This is a genomic window from Planctomycetia bacterium, from assembly GCA_021413845.1.
In the GTDB taxonomy this organism is placed as follows: domain Bacteria; phylum Planctomycetota; class Planctomycetia; order Pirellulales; family PNKZ01; genus PNKZ01.
Genome location: JAIOPP010000061.1, coordinates 25172 through 38462, shown reverse-complemented (window position 1 = coordinate 38462; position 13291 = coordinate 25172). Strand labels below are relative to the sequence as shown.

General features: G+C 60.3%; 6 protein-coding genes and 2 pseudogenes. 4 read left to right on the top strand and 4 right to left on the bottom strand.

What is annotated here, in order from left to right:
* Nucleotides 1–15: 15 nt before the first annotated feature.
* Nucleotides 16–4335 carry a DUF1080 domain-containing protein gene (locus K8U03_11425; protein MCE9605496.1) on the top strand — a complete coding sequence of 1440 codons (4320 nt, stop codon included), beginning with the start codon at nt 16–18 and terminating at the stop codon, nt 4333–4335.
* A 371-nt stretch (nt 4336–4706) separates the two neighbouring features.
* Here K8U03_11425 and K8U03_11420 read toward each other — a convergent pair whose 3' ends face one another.
* From K8U03_11420 to K8U03_11410, 3 genes are all read right to left on the bottom strand, one after another.
* Nucleotides 4707–6173, bottom strand: coding sequence for a hypothetical protein (locus tag K8U03_11420; protein ID MCE9605495.1), 1467 nt, complete (start codon nt 6171–6173; stop codon nt 4707–4709).
* A gap of 95 nt (nt 6174–6268) precedes the next feature.
* Nucleotides 6269–6466 (bottom strand): hypothetical protein, encoded by a 198-nt coding sequence (locus K8U03_11415; protein MCE9605494.1) that lies wholly within the window; start codon nt 6464–6466, stop codon nt 6269–6271.
* Nucleotides 6467–6587: 121 nt separating this feature from the next.
* Complete coding sequence (locus K8U03_11410; GenBank protein MCE9605493.1) at nt 6588–7352, bottom strand: hypothetical protein; 765 nt, start codon at nt 7350–7352, stop codon at nt 6588–6590.
* A 367-nt stretch (nt 7353–7719) separates the two neighbouring features.
* Here K8U03_11410 and K8U03_11405 point away from each other — a divergent pair.
* The 3 genes and pseudogenes from K8U03_11405 to K8U03_11395 all read left to right on the top strand — a co-directional run bounded on the left by K8U03_11405 (nt 7720) and on the right by K8U03_11395 (nt 10485).
* Nucleotides 7720–8943, top strand: a pseudogene (locus K8U03_11405) (DEAD/DEAH box helicase family protein).
* A gap of 199 nt (nt 8944–9142) precedes the next feature.
* The gene (locus tag K8U03_11400) at nt 9143–10255 is read left to right on the top strand and encodes a site-specific DNA-methyltransferase (GenBank protein MCE9605492.1); all 1113 of its coding nucleotides are present in this window, start codon (nt 9143–9145) and stop codon (nt 10253–10255) included.
* A pseudogene (locus K8U03_11395) lies at nt 10171–10485 on the top strand (ATP-binding domain-containing protein). Before K8U03_11400 ends, K8U03_11395 begins: the two are co-directional and overlap by 85 nt.
* Before the next feature lie 273 nt (nt 10486–10758).
* Here the strand turns inward: K8U03_11395 and K8U03_11390 are convergent.
* Entirely contained in the window at nt 10759–13131 is a 2373-nt protein-coding gene (locus tag K8U03_11390) for a PAS domain S-box protein (protein ID MCE9605491.1), read from the bottom strand.
* Nucleotides 13132–13291: the final 160 nt, after the last annotated feature.

Sequence of the window (13291 nt, the reverse complement as noted above, 5' to 3'; positions counted from 1 at the left end):
GGTACGGTCGACTACATGAGTCCCGAGCAGGCGGCGAACACGAAAACGGCCGATGCCCGAGCCGACATCTACTCGCTCGGTTGCACGCTTTGGTTTCTGCTGACGGCGCGGAAGGTGTACGAGAGTGACTCGATGATCGGCCGGCTGATGGCGCATCGCGATGGGCAGTTGCCGTCGCTGGTGAAGACGCGCGACGACGTGCCGTGGGCGCTCGAACAAGCGTTTCACAAGATGATCGCCAAGCGGCCGCAAGATCGCTTCCAAACGATGGACGAAGTGATTACGGCGCTGGGGCCGTTCAGCGACGGAAGTTCGTCGAGCGGCTCGCGATCCGGCTCCGGTTCGAGCGGCGGAGGAAACGCCGAGCTCGCCTCGTTCATGAAGTCGATGGGGAATAGCCCGACGACTGCCGGCGGCATGACGAAGGGGGGCGCTGCGGTGTCGCCGGTGAAACCGGAGGCCGGATCGAAGACCGCGAACGCGGCGCAGCTCGATGTCACGGCGCAGTTCGATAAGTCGGCTGCCGAAACGGACCCGAAAAGCGAAGTGCTGCCGGCCGGAGCGGGCGTCGCGCCCGCTGCGTCTCCGCAGCCGCGCCCCGCTGCGAAGAAGACTAAATCGCCGCCCAAGAACGTGAAGCTGATCGCCGGCGGGATCATCGGAGCGGCGCTGCTGCTCGTCGCGGGCATCATCGTGACCGTGCGCGACAAAGACGGCAACGTCGTCGCGGAAGTGAACGTGCCGAACGGGGCGAGCGTGGAAGTGAAGCCGACGCCCGCCGCACCGACCACAACCGGAATCACGGCGGCGGAAGCACAAAGGAATCGGGCCGCCGCGGAATGGTGTTTTGTCGGAACGGGCTCTTGCGAAATCGTTTTTGCGGGAAGCGGCGCATTCGGTTCAACCAGGGTGCTGAGCAAATCGGCGCTTCCACGCGAACCGTTCTACGTCCTGAAGATCGCACGCGGTGCTCCTCCGATCGACTCGCTTCCGGAGATCCATGGGCTGAGTCGGCTGTTCGAAATCAACGTTACGAATTTAAGATGTCCGGACACGGCCCTTGAGCAGATGGCAGACTTACCGAAGCTAGACTCGCTTCAAATCGCCGGAGGTCGCATCACCGATCGTGGCATGCAATGGGTTGCGACTCGCTTAACTTCGTTGCGCCAAATCGATCTGCGAGGCAACGAGGGAATCACAAACGTCGGCCTCAAGCATCTCGCTAAGTTGCCGGGATTGGATCTCGTCAGGCTCGGCGGCACGGGCGTTACGGCGGCGGGCGTTGCGGATCTCAAGAAAGTCTTTCCCAATTGCAACGTCGAATGGACCGCCTCGACCCCATCGACCTTGCCGGTGGGGCCGCCGCAGTCGACCGGTGCGGTCGATGCCGCCCTGAAGTTCGAAGGGAAGGAGCAGTTCGTCTCGTTCCCCACCTTCCATTGCGACGGCGACCCGCCGCTGACGATCGAGGCCTGGGTCACACCGCTGAAGACAGGCGATTCCTTTACCGACGTCATTCGAATTGGCGACGATCAAGGTTCTCAACTCGCGCTCAGGTTCGGAAAGAAAGATTGGCATTTTACGATCAGCCCTCAAGCCAATCCCAGAGTGGGTGGGACTGCATTCTTCCCCGCCGAGCTCGGCAAACGCGTGCATGTCGCAGGCGTTTGGCGAGGAGATGATATCCAGGTTTTCGTCGACGGGCTCCGTTCCCACGGCCACTCGATCGATCGTGCCATCCGCAGCGAGCGACCGCGCGGCGCGCTGCGAATCGGGTTCGGCGATTTCGCCGGCATCGTCGATCAGGTCCGCATTTCGAAAACGTTTCCCTATGCCGGCTCGGCCCGATTCGATCCTCCGCCGCAACTCACGTCCGACGGCGACACTCTCGCGCTCTATCGCTTCGACGAAGGCCGGGGAAGCGTCGCCGTCGACTCATCGGGTCACGGCCGCGACGGTCAGATCGTCGGTGCGCAATGGGTCGCCGCCGACGGTTCGCCGCTCAGCGTCGCGCCGAGCCCCGTTGCGACCGCCGGCTGGACCTCGCTCTTCAACGGCCGCGATCTCACCGGTTGGACTCCGCAAAAAGGCGGTCGCTGGACGGTCGTCGATGGCGTGATTGTCGGTAGCACGACCGATTCACACGGCTGGCTGATGTCCGACGCCGACTACGACGACTTTGAATTTGAATGCGAATACAAGCTCGCGCCCGATAGCAACAGCGGAGTGTTCATTCGAGCCTGGGCGGAAGGGAATTCGAGTGACGGCAGCTTCCATGAGGTGCAGCTTCTCGATGACAAAAGTCCTAAATTCTCCCATCACTCGGAGAAACAGCGTACGGGTGCGCTTTATAACGCGGCGGCCCCCATTCCACAGCCCAGTACGCCGACCGGCCAATGGCATAAGCTGTACTTGGCCGCAATCGATAAATACGCTCGGGTCTCTATTAACGGCACGCAAGTCGTCGAGAGAGGAAACATCGCAGCCAAGCGATTGCGCGGGCGAATCGGCCTGCAGCTCTATCCTACACAGGTTGAGTTGCGCAACTTACGCGTCCGCGAGCTCAATCCCGACGGCACGCCGCGCGTCAAAGCAGCCGCCGGTTCGACCGTCGATCTTCTCGCTTTGATCGACGTCGCTCGCGACGCTCAACTCGGTGAATGGCAGCGACTGCCGGATGGCCTCGCCGGACACAACCCGACGGGCGCGAGTGTCCTACAGTTTCCTTACGATGCGCCCGACGAATACGATCTCGAGATCGAGTTCACGCCGACTGCACCCGGGATGAACGTCAACCATTATCTGGCGTCGCAAGGGAGCATGTTCGCATGGAAACTGAACGCCCACGGCCGTACGCCGCCGCTGTACGGCTTCGAACTGCTCGACGGCAAATTCTCCAAGGACATTACCGAAGCGGCGATGCAATTGGACCTGCCGCTGGTCGTCGGAAAGCGCTACCGTTCCGTCGTAAAAGTGCGTCGCGGTTCGTTACAAACGTTTCTCGATGACCGACCACTCGTGAGTTGGACAGGCGACTTCAAACGGCTCAGTTTGGAGTCTTCGACACCGATGAAGCACCCAGGCCGACTTGGCATCGGATCATGGAAGCGTCCCGTGACGTTTCATACGGCGAAGCTGGTGACGGCCGCGTCGCCGGTCTCAATCGTCGCACCGGTGACGGCTGGTAATCCGACCGTCGGCCGCGTCGACTTGCTTGCCCTTGTCGATCCGAAAGTCTCGTTCAACGGAGGCGTATGGACCAAGGGGCCTGGCGGACTCAGGTCGCCCAGCGAAGGCTCCCAATGGTCGCTGGTGAAGATCCCATACGAAGCTCCGGAGGAGTACGATTGGGACGTAAAGGTGGAAAGGGTCGACGACAAAGGCCAAGCGTTCGATCTCTTCTTCACGACGCGGGGCCGGCAAGGGACGATCTGCATCGACGGTTTCGGCAAGCCCGGGAAATGCGCGCTGGAAATGATCGAGGGGAAAACGGGACCGAGCTATCCGGGCCCCGTTCTCACTCCGGGGAAGACGAGCACGATTCGCGTCTCGGTTCGCAAAAGCGGAGTCACCGTCGTCTGCGAAGGGAAAGAGATTCTCGCGTGGCAGGGAGACATGACTAAGTTCTCGACGTTTTCCAATTGGAACGTCCCCGACAAACGAAATTTGTTCCTCGGCAGTCAGGCGAGCTTCCTCGTACGCGAGATGACCCTAACGCCGGTCGCCGAAGCCGCTCCCGCGTCGGCATCGTCGACCGGTGACGTTCCGCTCTTCAACGGCATCGACCTCACCGGCTGGACCGGCAAGCCCGGCGTTTGGAAATGGGAATCTGGCGAGCTCGTCGGCATGCAAATGGTCAAAGGAGCGACGTTTCTCTACGGCGCGAAACGGCATCGTGATTTCGAACTCGAGTACGAAGTGAAACTCGAGGGAGACCAAGCGAACTCCGGAGTGCAGTTCCGCAGCACGCTGTTTGACGAAGCACTGGGGACCACGACGATGACCGGCCCGCAAGTCGAGATCGGCGGCACCGGCAAGACCGGCTACGGGGGCCTCTGGTGGCAAAGCGGACCGCGCAACGGTGTCGTAAAGTCGGTCGATCCGGCCGTGTACCAAAAGCTGGTGAAGCCCGACGACTACAATCGGATGACGGTCCGCGTCGTCGGCAAGCATGTGACGATCACGCTCAACGGCACGACCACCGCCGACGGCGAGTTCGATATTCCTCCCGGTGGACTCCCGGGTTGGCAACTCGTCTCGCAAGGAGCGCCGGCGACCGCACGTTTCCGCAATATCGTGTTCCGGGATCTGCCGACCGGCACGCCGCCTAAGTAATCGACGCGCTGTTTTTGGAAAAGCGCGTATGTGTTTCGGCTGTCCAGGTGTGAGATGTCGCTAAACGCCGTGATTTAGGTCATCTGAGCTCACACTTGCCTTAGTGTTAGCTCATGTTCGCTGTCGAACGTCCGGTCGACTCGCACGATCTAACACTCGCTTCAGTGTGCGTCGAAGTCGTTATGCAGCGCGCACTTAGGTGCAACTCGCACTTCTCGGCACGACGAGCGGACGCTGCCGATACAGGAGCATTTCGGGTGCCGTTCTACGGCGGTCGTTTGTGGTAATCGCTGTGCGCACGGCTTGAATGCGCGGCACTTGCGTCATCGGCCGGTGACGGAGATGACGCAAGTGACTTAGCATTTCCGAACCTAGCCAGCCACCTTCTGTAGCTCATTGAGCGACGCGAGCGTAGTCGCGACGATCCGGGCCTGCCGCTTCTGTTGCTTGAGCGAGCGGGCGAGTTCGCCGGCCTGTCGAGCGACGTTGCGAAGCGTGTCGCGTAGCGCCATGGCCTGCTCGATTGTGGACGTGGCCGGACTCTTGCGCGCCGGCTTTTCCGGCTTGGCATCGTTCGGCGTCACCGCCGTCGCCGATGCTGCAACTTGCTTGTTGATCGGTACGGTCATAGGGGCCTCCGCTGGTTGGGGTTTAGAAGTACGAGGCAAAGCGGAACTGCGATCCGATTCGGCGTGTTTCGCATGATTGCTTGGCCGGCGCGCAACGTCCGGTGCCATTCGGATCGGATCGTCGTGCCGAGGAATGACGGAGGCCTTGTCGAGCAGCATCCAGATGAACCGGCGGCGGTCGTCAACGCAAAGCACCGGCGACTCCGGCCCAAAGAGGCCGACGCTACGGAAGCCCAGCCGTAATGCTCGCTCGACGTAGCGGCGGTTCGTGTTGAGCACCATCGGCTCGCCGACGAGTTTCGACGTGCCGAGTTGCAACTCAGTCGGCCGGGCCGTCTCGGTCTCGCGAGAACGGACGAGCACTTGCCCGTTGAGGTCGAGCGTGATCGGTCGATGGAGACCGTCATGGCAAGGAAGTCGCGGGATTGCGTCGCAAAGAAATCGAGCATCGTCGGCTGTGAGCTCAAGCGTCGACTTCACTGCGGCACCGCTCGGCACGATCTGATCGAGCTTCGGGAACCGGCCGTCTTGGATGCGTAGCGTCAGCCGCCAGGATCCGAGCTCGAACACGACGCTCTTTTCCGTTCGGCCGATCCGAAAGTCCTCGGACGGACTCAGGTCAGCGCAGCCGAGTAGCTTCGTCGCCGGGATCAAGACGTCGGACTCGAAGCCGAACTGGTATCCGCACTCAATCAGCGCTTGGCGACCGTCAGTCGCCTCGACCGTTCCTGCGGCTCCGCGAAGATGAAGGCAACCGAGCGCGTAGCGCGACGACTTCGGATCGGTCGTCTCGACGGCGTCGGCCAACGCCTGCCAGACCTCGGCATCGTTGTTGGCCATCTTGTTGGGCCACGCCGGCAACGCGTCGCCCTTCGGCTTCGGTTGAATCTGCTCCGAGGACCGAGGGACGCCGTGGTCGTTCCAGACGAGCTCGACGGAGTCGTCTGGCCGTACGACGAACGTCACTAGTTCATCATTGCGGCCCTCACAGGCCTCCAAGGCGGCGAGCGGCAATCGGATTGTCCCGGCCTCGCAAGGTTCGGGATGACAGTATTCTATAGCGACGTCTGTCGAGGCCGCCTGGATGCGACAGCCCTCGGGACCGCCGGCGAACGTCACGACGCAGCCGGCCGAGCCGGCCTTATGCAATCCACCGCGACGGCAAAGCGCGCGGAAGCGGCGGAGGATCGAACGAGAGATGGTCAACACGGCGAGTCTCCAAGAAGGAATGAAGCCGTGTCGCTCGCCCCGACGCCGGAGCGAGCGACACGGGTGCGAGGTGTGAGATCGGACGATCGAAGCGGCTAGGCCGCCAATTGGCGACGAACCGGCCGACGGCGCGGCGGATAGCGAAGCGACTCGAACTGCTGCAGTTCGTCCCAGTCGATCGGGAGCGGCTCGCCATCCGGAACTTCGACGAGGTTGAAACCGTGACGACGGATCGTCGAGAGGGAATCGCCCGTCGAGCGGGCGAGTTCGTTTTCCAATTCGGCTTGGGTCATCGAATGACTCCTTCAACAAGGAAGGTCGCGACGTCACGACGACCGTTGCCGGTCGTCGATGCAACGCAACGACCGGGGAGATAGAGAACGGTAACAAATTCAGAACCGACAGCGGATGCGGCTACGAGGCGACGGAATACGACGTCTCAGCCAGCGATGGCGGCGCGAGCAACTTGCTCAGCCGCATCGTCTCTAGTGCCGACTCGGCTGGAAACCGCGACTGACGCTCGCGGCCGAGCACTTCGGTGAAGCAGTTGAACAGGGAATAGGCCGTCCGCGGTCGGTACTCCTCCCGCGACGGCTTCCGCCACTCTTCGACCACGAGCGGCAGCAGCCGGAGCCCGACGATCTTCCGCTCGTAGGCTTGCAGCAACAGCGAGTTGGCGATGTCGTCGCCGAGTTCGTACGACTGCATCCGTTCGATCCAGCCGGCCGCCGAACTGCGATACTGATCGAGCGAGCCGACGGCTCGGGCCAACCCTTCGAGGTAGCGCTCCTGACCGAACCTTGTGTGCTTCTTGCTGACGACGATCTCGGACGTGAACGCGAGATTGTCGCAAACGAAAACCCGCTGGCCGCAACAGAAGCCGATCGGGAAGCTCTGATCGTTCGAGTTGCGAATGCCGACGGCAAGCGACACTCCGTCATTGATCGACGTCGTGAGGTCCAGCGTGCCGAAGAAGCGAGCGCCGTCGTGCGAGATGGAGAGCCGGCTACGGCAGATCGCGTAACCGGCACTGTCGAGAGTCGCGCAGACCGAGTCCAGCACGGCACGGTGGGCGAGCGGAAACCAAGTCCGCGTCGGCGACGGCGGTTTGATCGTCGCGAGTTCCGCCGCGTTGACCTGCCGTGCGCCGCAGTGATTCATGAGCGTAGAACTGATCATATCGGCTCCAGTGAAACAGGGTGAGCTAGTGCGAGCCTGCGGTTTCTTCCGACTAGGCGCGCCGGCAAAGGCACTTCCTTCGCTCTCCTACTGTGACGCGATCGCGGTCGCTATTTAGGGCTCCGGAACGCGACGAGCACAATGAATGGCGGTGCGCGCTAGAACATTCGCACCGTTGAAGAGCGACATGAGGAAACCTGCCGGGCCGAGCCGCGAGAGTTCGTCGTCGCCGACGATAGCCGGCCTCGAACAACTCTGTTAAAGTCACTCCGATCGAGGGGTAAGACACATCCCAGGCGGCAGGTCTGCAACGTGCCTTCCGCCGACCTCTTGCGCGAAGTGGCACCAGTGACGTCCGAGCCGACACATGTCGAATCCGTTCTTCGAACGACCGATCCTGAACTCCCCGTACGAGTATCCGCACCGACACTGGGAGCTTGACGATCAGGGCCAGCCGACGCAAAAGGTCGTCGAGGCCCGCCGGCGGGCCGAGTTCATTACGCCGATTCCCAAGCCGAAGAAACGGAAGGCGAAACAGAAGGAACTCGAACTCACGGACGAAGAGGGGATCTCGACCAAAGCGCAACAGTACGAAGTCACCGCGATCATCAACGAGGTCCGCGGCCACGTCGACCGTTGGCGATCCGGCACGAACTCCAGCGAATGGCAAGTCACTCCGGAAACCGCTCGTCTGTTGCAACACTGGCGGAATCACCCGTTCAGCAACCAGCGGCCATTCTTCTGTCAGATCGAAGCGGTCGAGACGGCGATCTGGCTCACCGAGGTGGCGCGTCATTCCGAATCCGGCAAGCGTCTGCTAGACCACCTTGCTCGTGCCAACAAGGAAGCTAACCCCGAGCTAATGCGGCTGGCCCTCAAGCTGGCCACCGGATCCGGCAAGACGACCGTCATGGCGATGCTCATCGCTTGGCAAACGATCAACGCCGTCCGTCGGCCCGGGAGCAAGAACTTCACCCGCGGCTTCCTCATCGTTGCGCCGGGGCTCACGATCAAAGACCGGCTGCGAGTCCTGCAGCCGAACGATCCGGACAGTTACTATTCGTCGCGCGAGCTCGTGCCGCAAGACATGCTCGACGACGTCAATCGCGCCAAGATCGTCATTACGAACTACCACGCTTTCAAACTTCGCGAGCGGATCGAGCTCTCGAAAGGTGGCCGTCAGTTGCTTCAAGGCCGGCTTGGCGAAGAACTGAAGACTCTCGAAACCGAAGGCCAAATGCTCCAGCGCGTCATGCCCGACTTGATGGGCATGAAGAACATTCTCGCGTTGAACGACGAGGCCCACCACTGCTATCGCGAGAAGCCGAAGGAGGACGACGAAGAAGAGCTCAAAGGAGAAGAGCGACTCGAAGCGGAAGGGAACAACGAAGCTGCGCGGTTGTGGATCTCGGGACTCGAATCAGTTCAACGGAAGCTCGGTCTGCTCCGCGTGATCGACCTGTCGGCCACGCCGTTCTTTCTCCGCGGCTCGAACTACGCCGAGGGAACCTTGTTCCCTTGGACCATGAGCGACTTCTCGCTGATGGACGCGATCGAGTGCGGCATCGTCAAGCTTCCGCGCGTCCCCGTCGGAGGGTCAAATCTCGCGCGAACACATCACCAACAACGAGGCCGTCCGAAAGACCCTCTTGGAACGCGGCATCAGGCCCGAGAGTCTTCCGCCGTCGGAAGACGTGAAGAAGGTAGAGCGACGACTCGCTTCCGAAGACAAGAAGTCTCTCAAGAATCCCGACGCCCTAGAAGGCTAGAACCAACGCAGTATCAACGACATGGCGAAGAAAGCAGCAAAGGCTGGCGCGCCGGCTAAGACCGTCGAGACGATCACGCACGACGTCGATAAGCGGAAGAACATTCCGACGGCCGAGTATCAGTCGGTCGTGAAGCAAGAGCAGCAGCGGCCGGTGCCGGTGCGGTACCCGCGCAACGTCGATCTTGATCCGCAGCTCGTTTGGCGCGGTAAGGACGAGCAGGATTGGAGCGACCTCGTCGTCCATGCTCCGCCCCTCTACATCCAAGAGAAGGTTCATCCGAAGGTGCTCGTTGACGACCTCTTGCGGCAGTCGCAGGTCGCCAAGGATGCAACCGCTCGAGCCTCGGGCCGCGGTCACCAACTCGACCTGTTCGGCGACTTCAACGGCGTGCCCGAGGGAGACGCCAAGACCGAGTTCTACCAGCACGATCAGAACTGGACGAACCGAATGATCCTCGGCGACTCGCTGCAGGTAATGGCGAGCCTCGCCGAGCGTGAAGGGCTACGGGGAAAGGTGCAATGCATCTACTTCGATCCGCCGTACGGCATCAAGTTCAACAGCAACTTCCAATGGAGCACCACGAGCCGTGACGTGAAGGACGGTAATGCCGCACACATTACGCGTGAGCCGGAGCAGGTGAAAGCATTTCGCGACACATGGCGCGACGGCATTCACAGTTACCTAACCTATCTCCGTGATCGTCTCACCGTAGCTCGCGATCTTCTCACCGATACCGGCTCGATCTTCGTACAGATCGGCGATGAAAACGTGCATCGTGTTCGGGCGGTAATGGATGAAGTATTCGGTGCCGACAACTTCTTCGGGAATATCGTTATCCAGAAGGGAGGCGGACTCGGATCCTCGGGATTGAAAAGAACGACAGACTACATTCTTTGGTTTGCGAAGAATCTGGAAACCATGAAGTATCGTCAGCTCTATCTTCCCAAGGTTTTAGGAGAGGGTGAAGGAACAGGAGGCCGTTATGATCAACTTGAATCTCCGGACGGAAAAACAATTCGCCAAGTTAGTGCGGAGGAGAGAGCTGAGCTAAGGCCGCAGTCGAGAAGTCGGGACAAGCGTACCAAGTGCTCGATGACGTCGGCGACGGAGAAGAAGGGTTTGTTGCCGTAAGCACGATGCACATGGCCAAGGGCCTGGAGTTCCGGGCCGTCGCGGTGATGGCCTGTGACGACGAAGTGGAGCGCATCGAGGCGATCGGCGACGACGCCGACCTGCAAGAGGTCTATGACACGGAACGGCATCTCCTCTACGTCGCCTGCACCCGAGCCCGTGATCACCTGCTCGTCACGAGCGTCGAGCCGGCCTCTGAGTTTCTTGCCGACCTGCGAGAGCAAGTCTGAAGGCTCTGCCAGTCCTTTATCGATCGTCGCCTTGGCGCGAGTACCACGATTACCAGTTTTCGTTTGCATTACCATGAAAACACCGGAAGATAACGACCGCTTCGCGAACGTACGCGAAGTTCTCACGAATACGTGAGACCTCGTTATTTCCAGTGTTTGAGAGCTGCGTCGGCCTAGGCCTGTTATCGCCTTCTAAGCGGCAGGTTACAGGTTCGAGCCCTGTTGGGGGTATTTGTCGGCCTTCAAAGAGCTTGGCCTCTGGGTCGGGCTCGGCTATGGAATCGGCAGGCGGACCGAGATACGAGTGCCGACATCGGGTTCGCTGTCGATATTCAAGTCGCCGCCGTGGAGCCGCACTCGTTCCGCCATGCCGAGGAGGCCGAAGCCCTGCTTGCGAGAGGAGCGAACGTCGAAACCGGAGCCGAAGTCTCTGACTTCCAAGTGCAGGCCGTCGCTGGTTTTCTTCAGCTCGATCCGAACCACATCCGTGCCGCTGTGATTCTTCGCGTTGTTCAGGGCTTCCTGCACGACTCGATAGATCGTCGTTTGAATCGCCTCGGGTAAGCGGCCGATTTCGGGATCGCATTTGCCGGTTACGTGCATTCCAGAAGTCTCGAACTGCCCGATCAGGTCCTCGATCGCGGCGGGCAGGTCGGAATCGTCCAATACGGCAGGCCGAATGCCTCGAATGACGCGTCGGCCGTCGTCGACGCCTCGTCGTAAGTTGCCGATCACGGTGTCGATGATCACCGTGTCGATGATCGGTGACACATCGGCCAGTTGCTTCTGGCGGTGCGTCTCCAAGGCCATCAACGATGCTACGGCGTACTGAATCAATCCATCGTGAAATTCGTGGCAGAGAAACCGTTTCTCGCTTTCCTGAACTTCGATCAGATTGCGCAGGAGTTCTTCTTTTTTTCGCAAGGCTTCGTAGGCTTCCTTCAAATCGGTGATGTCGGTCGAGATCCCGCCGAGCGCGATCATCTTTCCCGTCGCGTCTCGAACCGGGAACTTGACGGATCGATAGGTGTGCAAGCCATCGGCGTGCGGCGCGTCTTCCTCGAAGGTGTGGGCGATTTGTTCGCGCCATACCTGCGCGTCCGACTCTAAAAATTTGCGGGCAAGAGGTTCCGGGAAAACTTCCGTGTCGTTCTTACCGATGAAACTTTGCCCCAAAGCCTGGAAAATGCTTTCAAAGCGATGGTTGATGAGTTGGAATCGTCCCTCCGAATCTTTGAGGTAAACGACCGCCGTCGTGTTATCGAGGATGCCGCCGAGTTGCGCCTCTCTCGTTCGGAGCCGATCTTCGGCCGCTTTGCGTTCGGTGATATCCAGCGTAATGCCGATCTGGCCGATCGGAGTTCCGTTGGCATCATGTACGAGCGAGGCGGTCGAGGAAGCCCAGCGGATCGAGCCATCTTTACGAACGAACCGAAATTCGCCCGACGAATGAATCTTCCCGGCGGCGATGTCCGAGCGCCACGCCTCGAGCAATCCCTGGCGATCGTCCGGATGGATGAACGTCTGCCAATCGAAGCCCATCACTTCCTCAGGCAGAGCATCGGCTAGTTCGCACACTTTCGGGTTGGCAAATAACGTTCGCCCCTCGGCGTCGCAGAGGACGATGCCGACCGGAGCGTGCATCGCTAACAGTCGAAAACGTTCTTCGGATTCGCGCAGAGCGTTCTCGGCATGTTTCCGCTCGGTGATGTCGACGCATACGCCCGTGACCTGGGTGTGAACTCCCGACGCATCGCAAGAGACACGGCCGATGGCTTCGACCCAGTGAATGCTGCCGTCCGGCCACACAACCCGATACGTGGTTCGATCCGGGGCTTCGTTTCGCATCGCACTTTCGATCACCTGCCGGACGCTTGCTCTGTCGTCCGGATGGATGTGGTGATAGGAATCTTCGATTCGCGTTTCCGTCTGCTCGGGCAAGCGGCCGTGAATCTTGGCTTGCGTTTCCGATGATTGGACGCGATTGGTCGCCAGGTCCCACAACCAGATCCCCATCCGTCCGGCTTCCAAAGCGAGCAGCAACCGGTCTTCGCTCTCTTTGGCTTGTCGTTCCGCTTTGCGAATCTCGGAGACATCCACGGCGATGCCCCCGAGCAGTTGTCGTCCGTCGGCGTCCCGTAAAGGAAACTTGATCGTGGACCAATAGCGAACGGCGCCGTCCGGCGAGTGCGAGGTTTCATCGAAAGGGACGGAGGCGTTTTCGCTTAACGCTCGGTGGTCGTTCTCGACGTACTCTTTGGCGAGGTCGGCGGGATAGATTTCTCCGTCGGTCTTGCCGAGATAGTCGGCTCGCTCGCGGCCGAAGTTGCGCTCGACGAATTTATTGACGAAGACGTAGGCTCCCCGCTCGTCTTTGATGAAGGCGGCGAACAGTCCGTTTTCCACGAACTTATAGAACTGGTCTTGGCTGGCCTGGAGCTCGGCTTCGATTCGCTTGCGCTCGGTAAGCTCTCGTTCGAGTTCATTTTTCGCTCGTTGCTCCGAGCGCATCAGATAGGCAAAGCAAAGGCCGACGAAAACGAAGAATGGAAGACTTACCCGATGATCCGACGTCAGCACGGCCACGGCAATGATGGCGAAAGCGCTTAGATAAGGTAGAACCGCTAAGTAGCGAGAACGATTCATTCATACCATCCGAGACGGGGCGAGCGACGACACTGCAAGGCGACGACTCGATGATTGTAGTCGATGCCCGGCGGAAAAGTTTCGCAGCGGAGCAGCGAAACCGGGCCGAATCCTAGGGGCGGTTGCAGCGCGATGGGGCGCGGAATTGACTTTTCACCGA

Coding starts and splice junctions, on each gene's coding strand:
- K8U03_11425 (MCE9605496.1), top strand. CDS start 16: ATGAGTCCCGAGCAGGCGGCGAACACGAAAACGGCCGATGCCCGAGCC.
- K8U03_11415 (MCE9605494.1), bottom strand. CDS start 6,466: ATGACCCAAGCCGAATTGGAAAACGAACTCGCCCGCTCGACGGGCGAT.
- K8U03_11390 (MCE9605491.1), bottom strand. CDS start 13,131: ATGAATCGTTCTCGCTACTTAGCGGTTCTACCTTATCTAAGCGCTTTC.
- K8U03_11410 (MCE9605493.1), bottom strand. CDS start 7,352: ATGATCAGTTCTACGCTCATGAATCACTGCGGCGCACGGCAGGTCAAC.
- K8U03_11400 (MCE9605492.1), top strand. CDS start 9,143: ATGGCGAAGAAAGCAGCAAAGGCTGGCGCGCCGGCTAAGACCGTCGAG.